The sequence below is a fragment of the Methanolacinia paynteri genome (assembly GCF_000784355.1).
In the GTDB taxonomy this organism is placed as follows: domain Archaea; phylum Halobacteriota; class Methanomicrobia; order Methanomicrobiales; family Methanomicrobiaceae; genus Methanolacinia; species Methanolacinia paynteri.
On record NZ_KN360928.1, the window covers coordinates 225,631 to 248,028 of the forward strand.

General features: G+C 48.6%; 17 protein-coding genes. 11 read left to right on the forward strand and 6 right to left on the reverse strand.

Annotated features, from left to right (window positions below; translation table 11 throughout):
- Nucleotides 1–213 precede the first annotated feature (213 nt).
- Together METPAY_RS04580 and METPAY_RS04585 are read left to right on the forward strand one after the other, a co-directional pair.
- Nucleotides 214–2,238 (forward strand): methyl-accepting chemotaxis protein, encoded by a 2,025-nt coding sequence (locus tag METPAY_RS04580; protein WP_048149964.1) that lies wholly within the window; start codon nucleotides 214–216, stop codon nucleotides 2,236–2,238.
- Between the two features lie 22 nt (nucleotides 2,239–2,260).
- Complete coding sequence (locus tag METPAY_RS04585) at nucleotides 2,261–2,728, forward strand: chemotaxis protein CheW (protein ID WP_048149544.1); 468 nt, start codon at nucleotides 2,261–2,263, stop codon at nucleotides 2,726–2,728.
- Between the two features lie 70 nt (nucleotides 2,729–2,798).
- On the opposite strand, the gene METPAY_RS04590 is transcribed toward METPAY_RS04585, so the two are convergent.
- On the reverse strand, nucleotides 2,799–5,084 hold the full coding sequence (locus METPAY_RS04590) for an efflux RND transporter permease subunit (RefSeq protein WP_306413911.1): 2,286 nt from the start codon (nucleotides 5,082–5,084) through the stop codon (nucleotides 2,799–2,801).
- Between the two features lie 169 nt (nucleotides 5,085–5,253).
- Here METPAY_RS04590 and METPAY_RS04595 point away from each other — a divergent pair, with 169 nt between their 5' ends.
- The 6 genes from METPAY_RS04595 to METPAY_RS04620 all read left to right on the forward strand — a co-directional run bounded on the left by METPAY_RS04595 (nucleotide 5,254) and on the right by METPAY_RS04620 (nucleotide 12,711).
- Complete coding sequence (locus tag METPAY_RS04595; protein WP_048149548.1) at nucleotides 5,254–6,543, forward strand: COG1361 S-layer family protein; 1,290 nt, start codon at nucleotides 5,254–5,256, stop codon at nucleotides 6,541–6,543.
- A gap of 27 nt (nucleotides 6,544–6,570) precedes the next feature.
- Nucleotides 6,571–7,908, forward strand: coding sequence for a COG1361 S-layer family protein (locus tag METPAY_RS04600; RefSeq protein WP_245611522.1), 1,338 nt, complete (start codon nucleotides 6,571–6,573; stop codon nucleotides 7,906–7,908).
- A 320-nt stretch (nucleotides 7,909–8,228) separates the two neighbouring features.
- Entirely contained in the window at nucleotides 8,229–9,215 is a 987-nt protein-coding gene (locus METPAY_RS04605) for an AAA family ATPase (RefSeq protein ID WP_048149553.1), read from the forward strand.
- A gap of 30 nt (nucleotides 9,216–9,245) precedes the next feature.
- Entirely contained in the window at nucleotides 9,246–10,181 is a 936-nt protein-coding gene (locus METPAY_RS04610) for a DUF58 domain-containing protein (RefSeq protein ID WP_157198996.1), read from the forward strand.
- A gap of 2 nt (nucleotides 10,182–10,183) precedes the next feature.
- Nucleotides 10,184–11,134, forward strand: coding sequence for a vWA domain-containing protein (locus tag METPAY_RS04615; protein ID WP_048149557.1), 951 nt, complete (start codon nucleotides 10,184–10,186; stop codon nucleotides 11,132–11,134).
- Complete coding sequence (locus METPAY_RS04620; protein WP_245611523.1) at nucleotides 11,131–12,711, forward strand: hypothetical protein; 1,581 nt, start codon at nucleotides 11,131–11,133, stop codon at nucleotides 12,709–12,711. The genes METPAY_RS04615 and METPAY_RS04620 overlap by 4 nt, the downstream gene beginning before the upstream one ends.
- 679 nt (nucleotides 12,712–13,390) lie before the next feature.
- Here the strand turns inward: METPAY_RS04620 and METPAY_RS04625 are convergent.
- Nucleotides 13,391–15,427, reverse strand: coding sequence for a sodium-translocating pyrophosphatase (locus METPAY_RS04625; protein WP_048149559.1), 2,037 nt, complete (start codon nucleotides 15,425–15,427; stop codon nucleotides 13,391–13,393).
- A 286-nt stretch (nucleotides 15,428–15,713) separates the two neighbouring features.
- On the opposite strand from METPAY_RS04625, the gene METPAY_RS04630 reads away from it, so the two are divergent.
- From METPAY_RS04630 to METPAY_RS04640, 3 genes are read left to right on the forward strand one after another with little or no spacing between them, the layout of a single operon-like run.
- On the forward strand, nucleotides 15,714–16,796 hold the full coding sequence (locus tag METPAY_RS04630) for an iron ABC transporter substrate-binding protein (protein ID WP_245611524.1): 1,083 nt from the start codon (nucleotides 15,714–15,716) through the stop codon (nucleotides 16,794–16,796).
- A 26-nt stretch (nucleotides 16,797–16,822) separates the two neighbouring features.
- Nucleotides 16,823–17,980, forward strand: coding sequence for a FecCD family ABC transporter permease (locus METPAY_RS04635; RefSeq protein ID WP_052418662.1), 1,158 nt, complete (start codon nucleotides 16,823–16,825; stop codon nucleotides 17,978–17,980).
- Nucleotides 17,977–18,750: an ABC transporter ATP-binding protein gene (locus METPAY_RS04640; RefSeq protein ID WP_211251517.1), complete on the forward strand. Its 774-nt coding sequence runs from the start codon at nucleotides 17,977–17,979 to the stop codon at nucleotides 18,748–18,750. The genes METPAY_RS04635 and METPAY_RS04640 overlap by 4 nt, the downstream gene beginning before the upstream one ends.
- 13 nt (nucleotides 18,751–18,763) lie before the next feature.
- Here the strand turns inward: METPAY_RS04640 and METPAY_RS14090 are convergent, their stop codons facing one another.
- From METPAY_RS14090 to METPAY_RS04660, 4 genes are all read right to left on the reverse strand, one after another.
- Complete coding sequence (locus METPAY_RS14090) at nucleotides 18,764–19,963, reverse strand: META domain-containing protein (RefSeq protein ID WP_052418663.1); 1,200 nt, start codon at nucleotides 19,961–19,963, stop codon at nucleotides 18,764–18,766.
- A 175-nt stretch (nucleotides 19,964–20,138) separates the two neighbouring features.
- Nucleotides 20,139–20,783, reverse strand: a complete 645-nt coding sequence (locus METPAY_RS04650) for a TMEM175 family protein (protein ID WP_048149567.1) — start codon at nucleotides 20,781–20,783, stop codon at nucleotides 20,139–20,141.
- 4 nt (nucleotides 20,784–20,787) lie between these two features.
- Nucleotides 20,788–21,507, reverse strand: a complete 720-nt coding sequence (locus METPAY_RS04655; protein ID WP_048149569.1) for a hypothetical protein — start codon at nucleotides 21,505–21,507, stop codon at nucleotides 20,788–20,790.
- A 62-nt stretch (nucleotides 21,508–21,569) separates the two neighbouring features.
- Nucleotides 21,570–22,370 (reverse strand): tetratricopeptide repeat protein, encoded by an 801-nt coding sequence (locus METPAY_RS04660; RefSeq protein ID WP_048149571.1) that lies wholly within the window; start codon nucleotides 22,368–22,370, stop codon nucleotides 21,570–21,572.
- Nucleotides 22,371–22,398: the final 28 nt, after the last annotated feature.

The window sequence follows — 22,398 nt, forward strand, 5'->3', positions numbered from 1 at the left end:
ATTATTTTGCGTGTATTACGGTTTGCTATATACGTTACTATTTTATTCTGAAACTGAGGATAGAGAAAAACCCACGAAAGGGTTGCCAAAGAAAACAGGACTGAAAGGTTGCCTCCATATGCCTGGGGGGGGATGTATATCTGCCGAATCTTTGGTAAAATTATAATAAGGCAGAATAGGGCATCGACGCAGCCAGACATGGAGGAAAAAATAATGTCAATCGAAGCATTTGAAAAAACAATTGAGAATGCCGTAGATAAAGGCATCTATGAAAAAATGGATCTGTCGGGTCTCAAACCCGAATTCAGGCAATTGGGCGGGATGGTAAACGGTCTTCTCGAAAAGCTGGAAGAGTCGGGGGATGCTCTGTCAGCAGCCGGAGACCAGATGGCAGATTTTGCTTCAGGAAAATTTACCGTCAGTGAAGAGGTCAGATCAAAGTGCCCTTCTCCTGTGACTGAAAATGCGGACAATCTCGCAATAACCCTGAAATCTTTCTGTTCGGCCGGAATAAAAAAGAGTGAAATACTCTCAGATGCAGATTTTTCTGCCAGAATGGAATCTTCGGAGTTCAAAGGGGAATTTGCTGAATTTGCAGACGCCTTTAACATGATACCGGAGAATTTCAGTGAATCGTTCGGGCTTACACTGGATTACCTTGGGATGATTGCAGAAGGAAAGGTCCCGGAAAAGATAGAAAAGGGCCTAAACGGAGGATTCAGTGTTCTCAGGGATAACTTCAACGACTGTATCAACGGCCTTAACGGACTTAAAGAGGCTGAAAAGATCCTGAAGATGATGTCGGTCAACGATTACACCGATTCATTCCACGGTGAATACAAGGGGGTCTACGGGGATATCGGAAAAGAGATCAACATCGTCCAGACAAGACTGAAGAATGTCATAGACGTCTGTGTAAGGACAAGCAACGGAGATCTTTCAAAACTGGGCGAGCTTGAACCGATCGGCAGGAGAAGCGAACATGACGAGCTTCTCCCCGCACTCATACTCATGATGAAGTCGGTCCAGAAGATTATCGACGACATCGCCCTGCTCAGTGAACATGTTGTCAACGGCAGCCTTGCCGAACGGATCGATGCAAATGACCATAAGGGTGCATACAAGGATGTGGTGACGGGCGTCAACGAGGTTTTGAACGCTATTGTGACTCCCCTTAACGAGGCCATCCGGGTTTCAGACAGCCTTGCAACCGGGGACTTTTCAGAGAGATTCGACAACAGGATCAATACAAGAGGCGACCTCCAGAGATTCAGGGATGCAATCAACAATGTCGGGATCTCAGTCTCCAGGGCCATCGATTCTGCGAACGACATCTCCAACCAGGTCGTAATAAGCTCAAACGAGGTCTCGAAAGGTGCCGACGAAGTCGCAAAGGCCTCTGAAGGAGTAGCAAACACCAGCCAGATCACAGCCAACCTTACAAAAGAGCTGCTTGGAAAGATCGAGGAGATCAATCACCAGATTGCAGACCTTTCGGCATCTAACGAGGAGATCGCCAGCACTTCGCAGGAGGTCTTCAATGCAGCGAACGATGTCGTCGAGACAGGAAAGGAAGCACAGAATCTCGGAAACGACGCCAACAAGAAGATGACGAATGTCGAAGTCATAGCCAAAGAGAGCGTCGTCGAGATCGAGGACCTTAAGGATAAGATCAAAGAAGTATCAAACGTAGTAAAGGTCATAAACGATATCACCAGCCAGATCAACCTTCTTGCATTGAACGCAGCAATCGAAGCGGCCCGTGCTGGCGAACACGGACGTGGATTCGCGGTTGTTGCAGGCGAGGTCAAGAATCTTGCAGGAGAAGCGAGGACTGCGGCAGATTCCATAGGAAACGTCGTTTCGACGGTCTTGACCAGCAGCGAAAAGACCGCAATTGCAATCAAATCTGCGAACGAGGAGATAATCGAAGGTGTGGGGAGCGTTAACAATGCGATCGAAGCACTGAACACGATCATCAGGAATGCAAGCCAAGTTTCACATGACATAGGTGAGATCACCAAGGCTATCGAAGACCAGGCGAACATCGCAAACAACGTTGTCCGGATGGCAGATCAGGGCACGGTCATGACGAATAAAGTGCAGAAAGAGGCTGAAGAACTCGCAGCTCTCGCAGAGGAGGCAAGTGCGTCGACAGAAGAGATCGGAAGCGCCATTCACGAGGTAAATGCGCTCTCCAATCAGCTCAAAGAAGAGATGAGCCATTTCAGGACATAACCAAGCAGGAAGTGTGGTAAATATGACAATAATCGATGTAGTCCAGTTCGAGATCGGCGGAACAATGTACGCCCTCGACATACAGCTTGCAAGGGAGATCGTGGAGATGATCCCGATAACTCCCATTCCACGGGCGCCGCCTCACATTGCCGGGATCATCAACCTGAGAGGCGAGATCACAAATATCCTGAACCTTAATTACCTCATGGGCCTTCAAATGAAGGACAACAAGGAAAACCAGAAGATTATCGTCCTTGTTCCGGAAGCTGCCGGAGGTTCGAATGTCGGCATGATCGTAGACGATGTCAGGAGTGTTCTCCAGATATCCGATGACAATATAGACCAGATGGATGCCTCGATGTCAAAAGAAACCTATGTCAAAGGCATTATCAAACTTGGAAACAATGAGAGCGAAAAGAAGGACCTCGTCATCTGGATCGATATTGCCAAGATCCTGTCCGACATTCTCGGTACGGCAGTTCCGGCGTAATAATCAGGACTGATCCTTCTACAGGAACAATCCCTTTTTTCCACATTTTAACAGAAATCAGTGTAAGAGATCAGACAACTATTTTCTTTCTCTCAAAACGGCCTTCCGCCTTTGCAAGCAACATGAGAATAGCAGGCATTATCACTATTGCACCTATCAGCGAAAAACCTACGGCGATTACAGTTGAAAGCCCGAATGAAGATACAATCGGGAACGAGGATAGCATAAGTGCTGAAAATCCGCTTGCAGTCACAAGGCCGGATACTGTCACGGCAGAGCCTATCTTCTTTACAGCCATCTCGATAGCCCCTGTCCTGTCCCCGGATTTGTCATACTCTTCTGTGTAACGCTCCATGATCAGGATGGTATATTCGGATGCGACACCAATCGTCATCGAACCGAGACAGGCGCTTATCGGATTGTATTCCATACCGAGAATCAGCATCGCAACGGTATTCCAGCCGACTATGCAGATGATCGGTACAATTGGCGTTGCAGCAACCACACGCCTGTATGCGACCAGGAGAAACAGCAGGATAAGGATAAAACCTGTAAATGTCATCCTGTCCTTGCTGTCCGCGATCATCGTTACAAGATTGGTGTAGAGATCGAAGTCCCCGGTCGGGAAAAGGGCGATGGAAGGCGGAGGATCGAGCCATAATACATCGGTCTCTACGGAATCCTTCAGCTCACCCTGTTCATTCATCGTAAGGCTTATCGTCGAGAAAGAGACAATCCCCTCATCGGGCTCCTGGAGATACGGAGAGATCTTGTCATCCGGGATCGATGCCAGTATTTCATCGAGATCCTCCTGGTTGTCCGGGATCTCCCCGTTGTTATGTTCACTGATAACCGTAGCTATGCTGTCGACGGATGTTACCTCCTGGTGAGCTGAGACAACGAAATCCCCGAACCAGCCTATCCACTGCACCACTTCAACGGAAGACAAATCATCCCCCTTGATATAGAACGGCATAGGCGTGACCGAACCTGCGACCGCTTCAACCTTGTCGAGCGAGAGCTGTGCGGGGAGATCCGCAGGAGCCATATCCTTTGTGCTTGTATCGATAGGGATCGTCGGATCGAGCGCTATGCCTGCATAGGCAATGGAGATCGATATGATCAGGATCGGAATGAACACACGGATTATTCTTCTCGCCGCCTTTCCGAGAGCAAGATCGTAGCTGCGCATGAGGTTCTGCCCGGCTCCCTTTTCTTCAGTCTTAGGGGTATAACCCGTAAGCGTGGCAATGGCAGGAAAACCGAAGAGCGATGTCAGGTAGCTGCAGGAGACCCCGATAATTGCAACCAGCCCGAAGGTCCTTATCATCGGGATTGGTGTCAGAAGCATTGCAATGAATCCCATGGTCGTTGCGAGCATGGCAAGAAGAACAGCCGGTCCTGTATTCGATACGGTCTCCGAAAGTGCAGCCTGAACGGACAGGTCTTTGCGCCGCTCCTCGTCGAAACGGGCATGGAACTGGACCGCATAATCTATTCCGAGACCCAGAAGGATCGGAAGAGCGGCGATCGCACCGTTGTTCATGGGAATGCCGAATAACCCCATCATTCCGAAGGTATAGACAAGACTGAACATAAGGAGAACAATCGGGAGGTACCAGTACCGCATATTGGAGAAGAGAATTGCAAGAACGATAAACATCAGGATAAATGCACCGGCAACGAGCACCACGCCCGACATAACCATCTCGGTCTGCATCTCCACATTATACGGGGTGTTGCCGGTAATCTCTATGCTCACACCCGGAGGAAGGACGGCACTGTCGACAATCGAGGTAACGCCCGGAAGAACGGTAGACGATACGTCTGTCGAGACACCTTCCTCAAGCATCACATATGCAAGAGCGGTTTCACTATCCGGGACCAGTTCTTTGACGGTATCTCCCGGGAGCATCGCGAGGTATTCGTCTATCAGCTCCTGGTCTCCCGGCAGAACGCCCCCGTTCATCTCCTTCAAAACGTCGGCAACCGATGTGGCGGACGAGATATAATTGAGTCTTTCGATCTGCTCCTCCATTACGAGGAGATCCTGCATCAACTCGTAATCAGTCGGGTTTGATGTCTGGATAAGCAGAATATAGGTATCGGAAACAAAATTGTTGTTATATTGATCATAGATTATTCCCTTGGGGGTGGACTTGTCAAGGTACTGGTCCGACATCGACTGGGACTGGAGACCCGTCATGAAATACATGGCGAAAACAAAGATCACCAGCATTACGGCGACAATCGTTCTCGGGTGACGGTAGATGCCCCCTCCGATCTTCCCGTAAGCCGAGTTCAGCCTGCCCGTAAAAAAACCTCCATGTATAATGCCCCGGATATTGGTTTTGATTCTGCCTTATGCAGAATTCCCTTCATTCGGGGCATCGCTGAATAATGATTCTTGTTAGTACTATAAATGAATGTGCTTTTAAATACCCGGCACTTTACGGCCGTAAACCATGGTTCTTTAAAATTGTTTATATGCCATACCGACATAATTTCCAATCGGAATAGATATCATGAAAACGGGAAAAGGTCTGATTTTTTTATTGCTTATTCTTGCAACATGCATTGCAGCACCGGCTGCTGCAGGCGATAAATATTATACGAACGGTCCGGACATCTCCGCCGCGATTGAAGGGACAAACGAAATATCACCGGGTACGGATACTACAATAGTAATTTACGTCGAAAATCGCGGCCTGATCGACCTGAAACTGGTAGAGACTACGGATATAACACCAGACTATCTCCCGACGACGGCAAAGGGGTTGACGGCAACTCTTAAAAGCGGCAGTTCTCCGGTAACTGTAAAATCAGATCCGCAGATTGTGGGCGACATCCCCGAGGGCTATTACAAACCGGCGCAGTTCTCGATCAATATTCCCCAAGATGCCGAAGAAGGTGATTACGAACTGATACTCCGGGTAGATTATGAATACATGTACAAAACCGAGCAGACTGGAACCGATGCAATCTCATACAGGTTCAAACAGGTCTCACAAAATATTCCCGTCCTGATAAAGATCAAGCCGTCGGTTCAGCTTGAGATCTCAGACGTCGATACATCAGGCCTTTATGCAGGCGGCGAAGGCTACATCTCGATGAATATCACAAACAGCGGCTCAGACACCGGAAAAGAGACTGCAATATATATCGATCCTGTAGGAAAGAATCCCGTGACTCCCATTGAAAACAGCATATATGTCGGCGAATTCGAACCGGGCGAAGAGATTAATGCCCGTTTCAAGGTTTCTGTCTCCAGTGATGCGGATCCGTCTCAGACATATCCTATCGAAGTCTATGCGGGCTATAAGAATTACGAAGGCATAAGCTCCCAGACTGCAACGACATCCATAGGTGTGGGGTTCACCGGAAAGATCAGCTTCGAATCCGTTGGTGAGCCTTCAGTCGCATATGCAGGAGAAAACTCCCTGATCTATGTTACATACAAGAACACAGGGGATGCAACCGCATACCAGGCGGAAGGAAGAATCAGCGTAGTTGACCCGTTCTCAAGCGATGACGACAATGTATATCTCGGGGATCTTGCGCCCGGAGAATCGGCACAGGGAATCTATAAGGTGAAGGTCTCGTCCGACGCCACGATCAAGCAGTATGCACTCGATTCCGAGATCAGGTATAATGATGCGGAAAACAACAACTACGTTTCAGACACCGTTAAGGTTATTGTGGATGTCCGGAATAACAGCAATACGACAATAATTATTGCCGGGATTATCATCGCCATAGTAATCATTGCCGCTGCCTGGTTCATGATAAGCCGCAGGAAAAAGAACAGTGAGTAACCGGATAAGGGTTTTCCAATGAATTGCATGGCTTCAGAAAATAAAAACCCGAAGACTGCGGCAATGGGAAAGCCGGCCGTCTTTTTAATCTCCGTAATACTCCTGATGCTCGTCGCAACAGGGCCTGCTACTGCAGGCGAGAAATTCGTGTGGAGCGAACCCTTCCTCTCCGCGACGATTACAGGATCAAACGAGTTCTACCCGGGAAATAACTACGAGATCGAGATCGTCATAGAGAACATGGCCGAGGACACGAACGAGATCCTGACCCTTTACCCGAATTTAGTGCCTGTACCTCCCTCGGCTGCTCTCGGAACCGAGGTGACACTTCTCCCGGGAGACTCAACAGCAGTGATCAAAAGCGGAAGCTACATGGTCGGGGATATACTCAAAGGTGAGTCCGCGACAGTCAGTTATATCATATATATCCCGGAGGATGCGAATGCAGGAAACTGCAATCTCTCGCTTGTGACCGATTCGGACTATCTCTCGTACGGTTATCTCATAACGGAATCAGAGATAAAATACGACTACGGAGAATCTGTACAGGTGATAGACATCCCCGTAAAGATCAAAGGAAAGATAATTCCCGGGATCGTTTCGGTCGACTACGAGAATCTTGACTCGGGCAAGCAGGGATATATCGGTTTGACATTCAAAAACGACGGTTATGCATACGGCAAAAATGCCGAGGCTATACTCACGTTTCCCACAGGCAGCCCCGTAACTCTTGAAGAAGGAAGTGTTTTTATCGGAAACATCTCCCCCGGGGAGACAAAGACCGCACGCTTCAAGGCACAGGTGAATGAAAGCGTTAATTCCGGTGAATATCCTGCAGATTTCATAATATCGTATACCGACGAGTACGGGAACCAGGCTGAATCTGACGATGTGACAGTGGGTATAAGCACGGGGGCCGGACCGAAGTTCGAGGTCGTGGCTGAAGATATCACCATATCACCGGGAGAGACCAGGAAAATCAGCGTCACCTACAAAAACACCGGAGATGCAACCGCATACGATGCAAGTTCCAGAATAACGGCAAATGATCATTTTACAGCAGTATCCGACTCTGCAATGCTCGGCGAGATTGCACCCGGGGAGACCGTGACGGCCGAATATACCATCTCTCTCGACAGGACTGCAATAATCAAACCCTACGGCCTGAACACCGAGATAAAATATTACGACAAACTCGACAATCTTTGCCTTTCCGACGAGCTGAAGGTGGAGATTACGGCAGAGGACAGGTTCGATATCGTATCCGCAATCACGAATCCTGTCGTTGTTGCAATACTGATGGCAGCAGTTCTCCTGGGGATCTATTATATCTACAGGAAAGAAAGCAGAGAACACGAGGATTAATCGATTATCCCCGAAAATTATCTATTTTATTTCCAAACTTTTCAGCAGACGTGATGCCGGGTTCATTGATTTAGAACTGCGCTACAGACTCCTGCCATTTCCAATTCAGTAAAAAAAACACACACTTGAAAATAATATTTAATTTATTGGATCGCATTTTCCGGCTGAATCCTGTTGCCGGTGATTGAACCACGAATCGCCAACATACCCCTATAAAATTCCGGGAATTTAACCGAAACCATCAGGATCATTTATATAAGAATCCAAAAAATAGGGAAAGGACCTCATAAGAGCATTATTTTTGATTTCAGGAGGTAAAAATGGATTCAGAAATTGAAGAACTAAACAGAAAAGCATCAAAATATTCAGAACAACTCAACAATATCAAGAATGAAGTAAAAAAGACAATTGTAGGCCAGGATGAAGTCATCGAAAGGCTTCTTATCGCCCTTTCCGCCGGCGGGCATGTCCTCCTCGAGGGAGTACCGGGGATTGCGAAAACCCTGACTATCAAGACTCTTTCCGAGTGCATAGATACTGATTTCTCACGTATTCAGTTTACACCCGACCTCCTGCCTTCCGACATCGTCGGAACCAGAATATACAACCACCAGAACGGAGAGTTCAGTACGGTTAAAGGGCCGATATTTGCCAATTTTATTCTCGCAGACGAGATCAACCGTGCACCCCCGAAGGTCCAGTCGGCACTCCTCGAAGCCATGCAGGAGTACCAGGTTACAATACAGGGCAGCACGTTTCCGCTGACAAATCCCTTCTTTGTACTGGCAACCGAAAACCCGATCGAATCCGAAGGAACATATCCCCTCCCCGAGGCCCAGGTCGACAGGTTCATGCTTAAGGTGATGATGACTTATCCCGGACTTGAAGACGAAGTTACCGTGCTCGACAGGTTTACCGGTGGATATACGGTCAGACCTGAAAAAGTAATCTCCGCCGATAAAATAATCGAGATCAGGGGATTCGTAAAGGAGATCTACGCAGAATCCGAGATAAAAAAATATTGCGCATCACTGGTCGACGCCACCCGCTACCCCGGGAAGTACGGGATCGATGCTGCGAATTACATCTCGTGCGGGGCATCGCCGAGGGCTTCGATCTATCTCGTCCTCGGGGCGAAGGCACATGCACTTCTTATGGGAAGGGGCTATGTAACGCCGCAGGATGTTAAATTCATAGCACCAGAAGTGCTCAGGCACAGGATCCTCCTCACATACGAAGCGGAAGCCGAAGGAGTCACTTCGGATGACCTGATAGAGAAGATACTGCAGTCGGTTACTGTCCCGTGAGGCCGTCCGGGCATCATGGAGGAATAAGGGATGAAACTGAATCTCTTAAACAGTGGCGAAAAGACCCCTGAAGAAATACCGGCCCGGAGAGGGGACAGCAGGGATCTAATAAAGAAGATCTCAGATATCGAGATCTATACGAAGATCTACGTCGAAGGGCTTCAGGCCGGACAGCATATGTCCGTATTCAAAGGGCAGGGCATCGAGTTCACCGACATAAGGGAGTATGTCCCGGGAGACGACATCAGGGCGATAGACTGGAATGTAACGGCGAGGCTCAACCACCCGTACGTAAAGGAGTTCACGGAAGAGAGGGACCAGACCTTCTACATCGCCGCAGACTACTCCGGCTCAGGAAAATTCGGGATGGAAATACCAAAATTCGAGAGGATGATAGAGATCTGCGCCTCAATCGGGTTCGCGGCACTGAAGAACAACGACAGGATCGGTCTTTGCATATTCACCGACAAAGTCGAAAAGTTCATACCTGCAAGACGCGGGAGAAAGCACCTGATAAGATTGCTGAACACGATGATCTCGTTTACTCCGAAATCCAGGGCAACGGATATCGCCCCGGCCGTCACATTCCTGTCGAAGGCCATCAAAAGAAGAAGCTCGATAATTATCGTCTCGGATTTTTACACAGACGGTTTCCAGAAACCCCTGAAGATTCTGAACAACCGCCACGAGGTGATCGCAGTAAGGCTGACAGACCCGAGGGAATCCGAACTCCCTGATGTCGGTCTAATTGAGCTTGAAGACCCCGAAACAGGCGAACAGATCCTCGTCGACACTTCGGATGAAAAGATCAGGTCCGAATACGGTCGGTGTGTTGCAGAAGAAGGGGAGAAGATATCGTCCTCCTTCAGGAGATGCAGGATCGGCTGCGCAGACATAAAGACCTCGGACAGGTACGATATCGTTCTTAAGAAATTCTTCTCGGATGATATCAGGAGGAGGGCCTGATCATGACAGGATTTTACAGCCCAGAATGGCTCCTGGGACTGCTGATTCTTCCGGTCTGCTGGTATTATATCCGGAACTCCGCAAAGAAGAGAAAACAGGAGGCGATGGTATTCTCAAGGGTCAGTTTCCTGAAGAGCGCCCTTGGCGACGTCTCAAAATCCAAAAGGCCGAGGATACTGGTGATACTGATCCTTGCAGCAGTCGGTTTCATTTTCATCGGCCTTGCAGACCCGCATATTCCACTCGAACAGACAAAAGAGGGAGTAAATGTTGTTCTGGTTATCGACGATTCAGGAAGTATGCAGGCGACCGACTACTCTCCCAACAGGCTTGAGGCGACGAAAAGTGCGGCTGAAGAGCTCATAAACGATCTTGATCCCAAGGACTATGTAGGAATAGTCGTCTTCGAATCGGGAGCCTCGACTGCAAGCTACCTGTCCCCTGACAAGGACAGTGTAATCGAGAATCTCGAGAATATAATGGAAAAGGACGGCGCAACCGCCATCGGTGACGGTCTCTCACTCGGGATAAATATGGCCGATTCGATCCCGAACAGGAAGAAGGTCGTAATCCTGCTCTCGGACGGTGTGAACAATGCAGGAGTGATATCTCCGGATGAAGCCATCCAGTTCGCCAAAGACAGCGATATACAGGTATTCACCATTGGTATGGGTTCGGAACAGCCCGTCGTTATGGGATACGACTGGTTCGGAAACCCGCAGTATGCAGAACTCGATGAGGCGACCCTGAAGGAGATCGCGGACGAAACAGGCGGCAAATATTTCAAATCGGTCGACGACCAGACACTTAACGAGATCTACTCCAATATCAATTCGGAGATAAAGCGTGAGAAAGAGGACACCAGCATAGCATACCTCTTCTTCATAGGCACACTGGTTCTGCTGCTCGCAGAGATCTACATAAGATACGGGAGGGGGCGGATCATACAGTGAAAGCAAAAATTCTCCTTTTTTTGCTAATCGCCTCCATGCTGATCGTCGCCCCGGTTCTCGCGGACGATATCACGTTCACGACAGAACAGAGGGACTACTATTTCAATACAGGAGAGACCGCCGAAATTCCGATAGAATACCTGAATAATCTCGGGAATTCCGTCTCCGGCCAGATGATCTACACTACCGCCGAAGGAGTAAACTCGGGGGGATTCACGTACTCCAGTTCAAGTACTCACAGCACCTCGCTCACGATTCCTTCAGGTACAGGAAACTTCTATCTTACCGGGCTTACATCCGATTCCGAAAAAGTAATCGATCTCGATATTTCATTCCAGTATTCGGAAGGAGGAAGTTCGAAGACAGTGACCCTCGGAACAATTACGGTTCACTTCACCTCAGATTCCACCGGGATGAACAGCCAGAATCCCCAAACCAGCAAGGAAAGTGCCACATCCTCGTCATCCTCATCTTCGCAGTCTTCGGCATCCCAGCAGTACAGCACTACGATAAGCCAGATGATCGGAGGCTCCTCAACACAACAGGCATCATCGTCCCAGCAGGCACTGCAGAACAACCAGCAGAACTACAACTCCGACGCACTTAAAAGCCAGATGGAGGCAAGATCCAGTGAGATTGCGGAGCAGAAGGAGGCGCTCTCCGAGGTTCTAAAAAACGACGACCTGCTTAGCAAAGTCGAGGAAAAACTGTCGGAGGAAGGTTTCAAACCTGTGGACGATTCAGAATCGATCAGCCCCGAAAGCAGTACGGACGGCACATTTACGAAAGAGTACAGAAGCCAGGACGGAAGTTCGGTCACTCTCTCCGGAAATATCGAAAACGGGGAGGTTTCATCAGCTGAAACGTCATTTGATCCGACAGAGCAGGAGAGCCTGATCCCCCAGAGCCTCCTGGAGAACACAACGTACCAGGGATACCTCAAATCCCTGACAAATGACGGCTTTGCCTCAACATCGGCCTCGATAAATTATACAAAAAGCGAAGCGCTGTTCAACCAGACCTTTGCACCTGCTTCAGGTGAGGACAACGGTGAAAACAACCCGTTCATAAACGCAACACTAACAAATGACCTGGAGAACGTTACCTCGGTCCAGCTTACCCGCTATGCGGATTATTCGTGGCTTATTCCGGCATTCATTATAATACTGGCCGTAGTTCTCTGCGCAGCCGGCTGGTTCGTCTATAACAGGTACTTCCGGAAAAACGAGGTTGAAGAGATCCTGCCTCCGGTTGCAAGAAAGCCTGCATTCAACTACAGGGAGTATGCAGAAAAGCTGCTCCGGGAGGCTGAAGGCGCCTTCGAAGAAGGAAACTACGTCATCGCATACGGTTTCGCCGGACAGGCCCTGAGAGTTTATCTTTCCAACCGCTATTACAAAGGAACCGAGATGACGAATGAGGAGATCTTTAAAAAGATTGCATTGAACAACGAAACAAGATGGGCGGTAAAAACGATCCTCGACGATTGTGCAATGGTGGAGTTTGCAAAAGGAGCACCGGACACTGACAGATTTGAAGAGATCGTGTCATACATAAGGAAGATGATTGCAGAATGAGTTTAAAGGCTTTGGAATCCGTCTTTAATACATCAGAACTGTGTAAAAGGAAAGAATCTGATGGAGGGCATAAGCCCCTGCGGGGCAGCCCTATGCTTAATTCGCTACGCGAATTTGCGCAGATGCGGTAAACCGGTTTGGACGCTACCCTCCCGGGTAGCTCTAAAATATATTATTTTATGAAAAACAGGAGCAGGAGGGATGCCTGTCCATCCCGGCTGCGACCTATAGCTATGAGGGGGAGGGTTACAGGGAGAGGGAATCCTCCCCCTCCCTTCTGAAGTGAAGTAGCCATATTAATGTAGAATGTAGCCTCGCCCGGGAAAAAATCCAAATAAAATCCATCCTTTTTTCAATCAAAAAAATCCTTCAAAACAGGCTATAAAAAGGAAGGATAAGCTGGCGGATCACTCCACCGTTCGCCTCCCAAAATGAGAATATATTCTGATTGTTAATAAGTCCTTTTAACGATACAGCGGACTGGCAGGGAGATCAGTTGAAAATAACTTTTATGTGATACGATGCGAAAACTCTGCAAGTACAAAAGACCCCATTGCAGGTGGATGAATAAAAACGCGCCACTTATCTTTTCCTGCGCTCTCTTTCACACCGTATGAAAGCCTGAATCAAGGAAATAACGCCATTTATAAATTAACTGCTCAGGAAAAAAAAGAAAAAATTAGAGTGCAAGGAAGAGCGGTGCAAATACAACAGCCACGATGCTCATGAGCTTGAGCAGGATGTTGATTGCAGGGCCTGATGTGTCCTTGAACGGGTCGCCGACTGTATCTCCGGTGACTCCGGCCTTGTGTGCGTCAGATCCTTTTCCGCCGTAGTTTCCAAGTTCAATGTACTTCTTTGCATTGTCCCATGCACCGCCGGCGTTTGCCATTGTGATAGCGAGCATGAAACCGGATACCAGCGAACCTGCAAGAAGTCCGCCAAGTGCTCCAGGACCAAGAAGAAGTCCGACAAAGAGAGGTGCTGCGATTGCAAGAACACCCGGAGCAATCATTTCCTTTAATGCAGAGTTTGTGGAGATTGCAATACATGAAGCGTAATCCGGTTCGGCTTCGCCCTCCATGATGCCCTTGATCTCCCTGAACTGTCTCCTGACCTCAACTACAATACCCATGGCTGCCTTTCCGACGGCCATCATCGTCATTGACGAGAAGAGGAACGGGAGCATTGCACCGATCAGAAGACCGATGAATACGTATGAATTCATTACATCGATGTACTCGAGTCCTACCGCAATACCGTATGACGAGAAGAGTGCAAGTGCTGTAAGTGCAGCCGATCCGATTGCAAAACCCTTTCCGATTGCAGCTGTTGTGTTTCCTACTGCATCGAGGGTATCGGTGATCTCGCGGACCTCCTTCTTCTGGTGGGACATCTCCGCAATGCCGCCGGCATTGTCTGCCACAGGGCCGTATGCATCGACTGCGAGTGAGATACCGAGTGTTGCAAGCATACCTACCGCGGAGATTGCAATACCGTAGAGGCCTGCAAGCTGGAAGGCGATATAGATCGCAACACCGATGATGATAACCGACCAGACTGTGGATTCCATTCCCTTTGCGAATCCGGTGATGATGTTTGTCGCCGCACCAGTTTCACAGGATGCCGCGATCGAGAGTGTGGGCTTTCTTTCGTACGAAGTATAATACTCCGTGACCTGCCCGATAAGGAAACCGGCGACGAGACCGGCGACTGTTGCAAGGAATACTCCGAAGCCGTACTCCCCGAGGAGCATGTTTGTAACGAAGTACGTGGCGATTACGACAAGCACAAGGGCTACGATGAGACCTGTGTTGAACGCCATGTGGATTGCCGAGGACTCGGTCTTCTTCGTGCGCACGAAGAACGTTCCGATAATCGATGCCACGATACCGAGTGCCGCGATAACAAGCGGAACAAGGATTGCATTGATGACATCGACACCGGGGAATGTAATCGCTGCTGTCGACGCTGCAAGGAGCATCGTCGCAAGGATCGAACCTACATATGACTCGTAAAGGTCGGCACCCATTCCCGCGATATCACCGACATTGTCTCCGACGTTGTCTGCGATTGTTGCCGGGTTCCTGGGGTCGTCCTCGGGGATTCCTGCCTCTACCTTTCCTACAAGGTCGGCACCGACGTCTGCGGCCTTTGTGAATATACCGCCGCCGACACGGGCGAAGAGTGCGATCGATGATGCACCGAGAGAGAATCCTGCGAGAGTGTTGACGATTACAGTCATATCAGAACCTGCAAACACGTTTGCAAGAGCGATGAAACATACCGAGAGACCGAAGAGACCGAGACCTACAACGCTCATCCCCATTACGGTTCCTGATGCAAAGGAGACCCTGAATGCAGGCCCGATGCCGTTCGTTGCAGCGTTTGTGGTTCTTCCATTCGCTGATGTGGCTGTAAACATTCCGATGTATCCTGCCGTTGCGGAGAGCACTGCACCGGCGACAAAACACCCGGCAGTGAGCGCTCCGTTCGGGAGCAGGACTGCAATTACAATTGCAAACACCACGACAAATACAGCAATTGCCCGGTACTGGCGGTTAAGGTAAACCATCGCACCGGTGTGGATTGCCGCGGTGATCTTTTTTACGACCTCGTTGCCCTCGCCCTCTTTTTTGACACTCATAAACGAGTATCCTGCAAAGAGAAGAGCGATTAAGGCACATACAGGTGCAAGATAGATCAACATATCCATAATACTACCAACTATCCCCTGGAATATTCTGGTGAGATATTCCCGAGTATCATTTCCTATTAATTTTGGTTTTTATAATAAAAATAATCCGTTTTTTATCGACCAACCGTTACGGCCCGTTCGTCATTTGACGAATATATGATCATCTCAATAATTATAAAAAGACCAGATCAGAAGTGGGGTCGTGTAAACTAAATTAATTGAACTGTATTGATTTGTTAAAGCTAATTCTAATATACAGTAATAACCAAAATTTACGAATACACAAAAATGGTGATTGAACTTGGTGCTGAAAAATAAAAAGGTGCTATTCTCTCTGGTTTTACTGATCTTTGTGCTTGCAGCGGCTTTTGCTGCAGGATGTACATCATCCACATCGCCGGCAGGAGATCAAAACCAGACCCGAACGATTACGGATATGGCAGGAAGGACCGTTGAGGTTCCGGTTGAAATCAACAGTGTTCTCTGTACATCTCCGCCGTCTACAGAGCTGATCTACCTGATTGCTCCCGACCAACTGGCAGGATGGAATTCAAAACTTTCAGATGTAAACAAGCAGTACATTCCGGAAAAATACCAGACCCTCCCTGTTATCGGAGGATGGTTCGGGACACAGACCGGAAATTATGAGACTTTCATCGAGATGGACCCCGACGTAGTCATGGAGGGATTCAATATTGAAGGCAATGTCTCGGATACGATCGTTGAAAGGCAGGAAAAGATGGGAGACATTCCTGTCGTAGGTCTTGAAGACACGACCAATGCAGCCGGGTACTCAGATGCCATCAGGTTTGTCGGGGATCTTTTCGGAGAAGAGGAGAGGGCTGACAACCTGATCACTTTCTACGAGGATATTCTCAATAAAGTCGAAGCCAGAGTTTCAGTGCTCAACGATTCGGAAAAACCGACAGTATACTATGCCGAAGGACCCGAAGGGCTCCAGACGGACCCCGAGGGATCCCAGCACTCGCAGCTGATATCGCTCTGCGGCGGAATCAACATCGCAGACTGCCAGATCACACCGGGCTACGGGAGAACTACGGTCTCGATGGAGCAGATAATAGAATGGGACCCCGAGATTATTCTTGCAGGCGACCCCGGATTCTATAAATCCGTCTACACCGATCCCAACTGGCAGGAGATCCAGGCCGTAAAGAACGGAAAGGTCTATCTTATCCCGACAACAGCATTCTGCTGGTTCGACAGGCCGCCGGGAGTAAACAGGATTATCGGAATCGCCTGGACTGCAAAGGTTCTCCACCCCGAATTGTTCGAGGACTTCGACATGAGGGAGATGGCGCAGTACTTCCATGAGAACTTCATACACCAGGCGCTGACCGAAGAACAGATGGATGAACTCGGCCTTTAGGCCACTATTTTTTTGGGAATTGACGGATGAATGAAGAGATAACCCTCGATCATTGCGAAGCCGTGACGGGGAAGGTTCACGAAACAATAAACCAGCTGGTTAACGGCATACGCAAAAGGGAGACATTTATAAGGTATCTTATATATCTCTCCGTTCCGGTAATCATCGTAATCTCATTATTTATTGGCAGGTACCAGATGGATCCCTTCCAGACCATTCAGGTCCTCGTCCTTGGGGTCTCCGATCAGGTTCTCTCCTTCATTCACAATGCCGAACATGCCGTCCTGCCTTCGGTCTTTACAGGGGAGTTCACGCCCCAGAGCTATGAATTGAAAGGCGAGACCGTCCTCTTCAACATCAGGCTGCCGAGGATACTCGGGGCAGCTCTCGTAGGCGCCGCCCTCGCGGTTGCGGGTGCGGCATTCCAGGGCCTGTTTAAAAATCCCCTTGTATCACCGGATATTCTCGGTGTCTCATCGGGAGCGGGATTCGGTGCCGCACTGGCAATTCTGCTTATCGGAAATGCGCTGGCAATCCAGGCATCCGCATTTGCATTCGGAATTGTAGCGGTTGCCTCGACATGTCTTATAGGAAAGATCTACAAAGGTTCGGGTACCCTCGTCCTGGTGCTCGCAGGAATAATCACGGGTGCATTCTTCTCGGCACTGCTTTCGCTTGTAAAATACATGGCCGACCCGTACGACACCCTGCCGGCGATAATATTCTGGCTTATGGGAAGTCTCGGAAGCGTATCGATGGACGACCTCGTCCTTGTATCCCCGGCGATAATTGCCGGGATTATTGTGATCTACCTGCTCAGGTGGAGGATCAACGTCATGTCCCTCGGAGAAGAGGAGGCGCTTGCACTCGGTGTTGACACGAAGAAGACTATGAGGGTAATAATCATCTGCGCAACGCTTATGACGGCCTCTGCGGTCTGCATAAGCGGTGTCGTAGGCTGGATCGGTCTCGTAATTCCTCACCTGGGGAGGATGCTCACAGGGCCTGACTTCAAGACCCTCGTCCCTGTTTCGGCATTCCTCGGTGCCACCTACCTGATCCTGATCGACGACCTTGCACGAACGGTTGCGACAGTCGAGATCCCGCTCGGAGTTCTGACCGCACTGATAGGGGCTCCGTTCTTTGCGTATCTGCTGTCGAAAAAGTCGGTGGGATGGGTATGATCCTCGATATCGAGAAACTCACATTCTCATACGACAAAAAGAACTACCAGTTTCGCGGCATCTCATTTTCCATAGACAGGGGCGAGGTCTTCTCGATTCTCGGGAGAAACGGTACGGGAAAATCGACTCTTATCAAATGCATACTCAATGTGCTTGTGCCTGAAGCAGGCAGAATAACAATCGAAGGACGGGACGTCAGGGGATGGAAGAGACAGGAGCTTGCATCGAATGTCGCATACGTACCCCAGTCGAAGAACATCGTATTTCCGTTCACGGTATTCGACTATGTCCTGATGGGGAGAACTCCCCATGTCCCGTCATTCTCCATACCAAAGGAGAGTGATGTAGAGATAACCGAAGAATGCCTGAAGAAGCTCGGGATATCGCAACTGAAAGAGAAACCCGTATCCGAGATCAGCGGCGGTGAACACCAGATGGCAGCGATCGCAAGGGCGGTAGCCCAAGAGCCCTCCATAATCATCATGGACGAACCGACCTCACACCTCGACCTGGGCAACCAGCAGAAGGTCCTTCGCATGACCGAAAAACTCGGTTCCGAAGGGATCTCTGTCCTGATGACCAGCCATTTCCCGGACCACGGCTTTATAGTCTCCGACAAGGTGGCAATAATGGAGAACGGGAACCTTATCGCAACAGGCTCCCCGGAGGACGTAATCACGAACGAGAACCTGAAGACCGCATACGGGATCGACGTCACTGTCAGTTATGTCCCTGAGGCCGGAAGAAAGGTCTGCATTCCCGCAAAATAGAGTTTTGAGTTTTTTATTCCGAATCTTCACCAACAGACAGTTCTGAAAAAATCATGATCGTGTTTCCTTCGGAATTCATGAGTTTCAAATTCCCGCCGGCAATCGAATATTCTGCTGTAGTCTCAAGAAGAGACAGGTAGCGTGATTCGAGATCCATCTTCCCCTCACAGTACATCTCCGTCATCCCGATCATTCCGAAGGTAAGCGATCGGTTTCCGTCAGTTTCGTAATCAGAAAAATAGGTGTTGCAGCCGGCATTTCCGCCTGCCTTCCCGTCTTCAAGCTTCAACGTTATTTCCATATCAGCAGGCATGAAGACCGTCGCATTATCCTTATCGTAATATGACGCCAGGTACCATCCGATGCCTTCAGGGGATCTCCTTTCGAACATGAGGGATTCAGCCCCTAAAAAGTTCAGGAGGTAAAGTTTATCCTCGTTTACATATGCACCGCCAATAAGTTCAAGATCATCAATATACCTGTATTCAGTCTCAAGCCCCTCCCCGGCCGGGCATATATTCCCTTCCGTTTCGATTTCGCCTATGGTAAGCCTCCCCTTTTCAAGTGAGTAATCCGTATAATAATTCTTGCACCCTGAATACCCGGAGAGTTCCCCGTCTTCACCGAAAGTCAGTGTTACAGTTACGTTTCCGGAATAACCGCTTTGGGGATTCCCGTCAATATCGGGGTAAAGATACCATGTGTACCCGACAACATCTCCGGGATCCGCCATGCGGCCGTGATTAAGCCTGTCCGGCTCTTTTCCCGAATCTACGAATACAAGCATTTCATTGTCGTCGGAATCGGCGAACACGAGCTTTCCGTCGAGAATATATGCCCTGCTCGCGTTTGTCAGTCGTTCAAGGAAATGTTTTTCGACCCCCATTACATCGAATTCCATCATATCTTTATCACTGCGTATGCACTCCTTATCCGTATGGAAAAGTGATACTATCGAGATACTCCCTTCATCAAGGAAGTATGCAGAAGAATACCCGTTGCAGCCCGCAGAACCTGCAATTAGTCCAGGATTGATACATTCGAGATCCACCTCAATGTCATCCGGAACATAGACCCGTCCCTCTTCTGTCAAGTAATATTCCAGATTCCAGACTGCAGACCGGAGATCAGACTGGTTTGCCGGAACCCACTCAGCGTTGCCCGGAGAGCTCCCGGTACACCCGGAGGCAAATACAAACGCAAGGCCGATCAACAGAACAAAAACCCCTGCCGGCTTTAATTTAAAATTTACATGCAAATCACTTTGTGATTTACATGAAACATTCCATGGAACCTTCGTTTCATAAACGTTTTTGAGAATTATTCCAACCCCCTTTATATTTAGACAGAGGCAGGAATGTATTAAAATATCCCGATCCGATCCGTTTTTAATCCGTCTTTTTATCAGGAGAGTAAATCCTCTTCATCAGGACACTAATCAGATACATTACTACCGGGATCAGGAGGAAGAGATATGTCGAATTTGATGCCGAAACCAGATTTGCATAGGCTATGATAATTATACTGATAAAAGGAATCATCATCCCGCGTGCAATACCGGACATATAAGCCTCCCTTGATACATTCTCAGAAACAAGCCTCCCCTTCCCTGCTATATAGATCCACGAAGCTGTGGTCAGAAGGCCTATCATGCAGAGGTTTCCTGCATAAAAAGTAACTGCAAGCGGATACTCTGCATATGTTCCGACGAGATCCGTTGTAAACGGTACAAGAGCAACAAAAAAGAGTGTCAGAACGTTGAGCCATATAAATACCTTGTCGACATGCGTGATGTAGTTGACCTGCCTGTGGTGAGCCATCCAGAAAGATATCAGCACGAAAAATGCGATCGCGTAATGAAGGATCTGGGGAAAAGTCACGGCAAGAGAGTCTATGAACCGCCCGTCGGCACCAACAGGGGGGAGTTCATCCACATCGATGGTAAGCACTGCAAGCGTAAGTGCAATAGCGTATATTCCGTCCGTTAAAGCCTCAATTCTGTTCTTACCAAGAACTCTTGTCCTTTCACTCATTACCTCACCTTATATCCCCGCATTTTTTCATATGATCGATCGTCTTTTCGGTAAAGTCCCTGGTATCGTGGAAATATTCGCGGCACAGAAGGAATATTCTGGCGGCATCGCCGAGAGCCCTGTGGTTCTTGAACAGGTGCCTTTTTCGTCCCGGTATCTGATACCTGAAATTCGACGAAACAATCTCATTCCCTTCAACTTTAAAACTATGCGCCACCGAAAGTTTGTCCAGCGAAGGGAGGGTTCTGATCACCGGACACTCTTTTTTAACTATCCTCTGGAGATCGTTGAGTTCATATCCCGAGAGATCATATGCGGCATGTTTGAAGATAGACTTCTCCATCGAATCGGAAAAAAACCAGAACGACGATATTTCGAACTCACGTTCAAGATATGCCATATAATCCTTAACCGATCTGTGCACCTCATTGAATGCGCCGATACTCCTCCTAATCTCACCGGTCCCGGCCCTGTACCTTCTGTCATATTTAATATCGTAAAGATCTTTTCCCTGGTTGACCACGACCACTGAAAAACCTGTTTTCACACCGTTCCCGTCGACAACATTCTTTCTGACTACGAGATCTATATCGGATAAAAACTTCTTCTGCCTGTATGATACAATGTCTGTGTCGGGATCGTAAAGGACCACTCCGATCTCGGTCGGGATATTTATCTGCCTCCCTTTGATCCCGTAGACCTGACCGGCCTCAAAGTCAAGCATTGCCGAGCAGGCCAGACGAACACCTCATAAATATTTATCGCAGGAAAATGAAAAAAAATCTCCTATAGGCCCTCAAGAATATCCTGGTAATTTTCTATACTCTGCTGGTAACTTCCGACAATCTTGGATGCAACAAGAGCATATGCAAGAGGATCCAGCTCTACTGCTTTATTATAAGCCTCAACAGCCTTCATATTCGACTGGTACGCATTGAAGTTGTATTTATTGACCCTCTCGGAAGGGTCCTTGCCGAGATCGGCGTAGAGATCCTTAAGCTGCCCCTGTTCGTACATCGACTTGAAAAGGTAAGCATCGCCAAGACCGATCCATGACTTCGAACTATTAGGTTCAAGGGCGGTCATCTTCAGGTAACAGTCTATCGCCTCGTCATACCGCTGAAGCTTTATCAGAACCTGGCCCCGGCTATAGAGAGTATCCGCAGTAGGGTCCTCGATATACATTTGAGTATAATATTCCTCGAGTTTGCCGTAGGCATCCACCGCTTCGCTCGTATTGCCGGCTTTGATAGTCAGAGAAGCAAGATTCTGCCAGTCCTCCTTCGTGGCCTCTTCAGGTATATCATATACTATATACCTCTGGAGTTCCAGCGCCTCATCCTGATTGCCCGTCTCGGTAAGGATCTTTGCCTTGACAGCGAGTGCATCCCTGTTGTCGGGTTCATCCTCCAGGACCCATTCGCACATTGACAGTGCAAAATCATACTTTTTGGAATCATGAAAACTCTCGGCGAGACCGACACCGATATCGGTTTTAAGGTCGGATTTCCCGAAAATAAAGCCGAACGACAGGAACACCAGAATGACAATTACAGCAATGACCAGAAATATTTGCCATAACTTCATAAGAATAATTTACAATCGGTATTCTTAT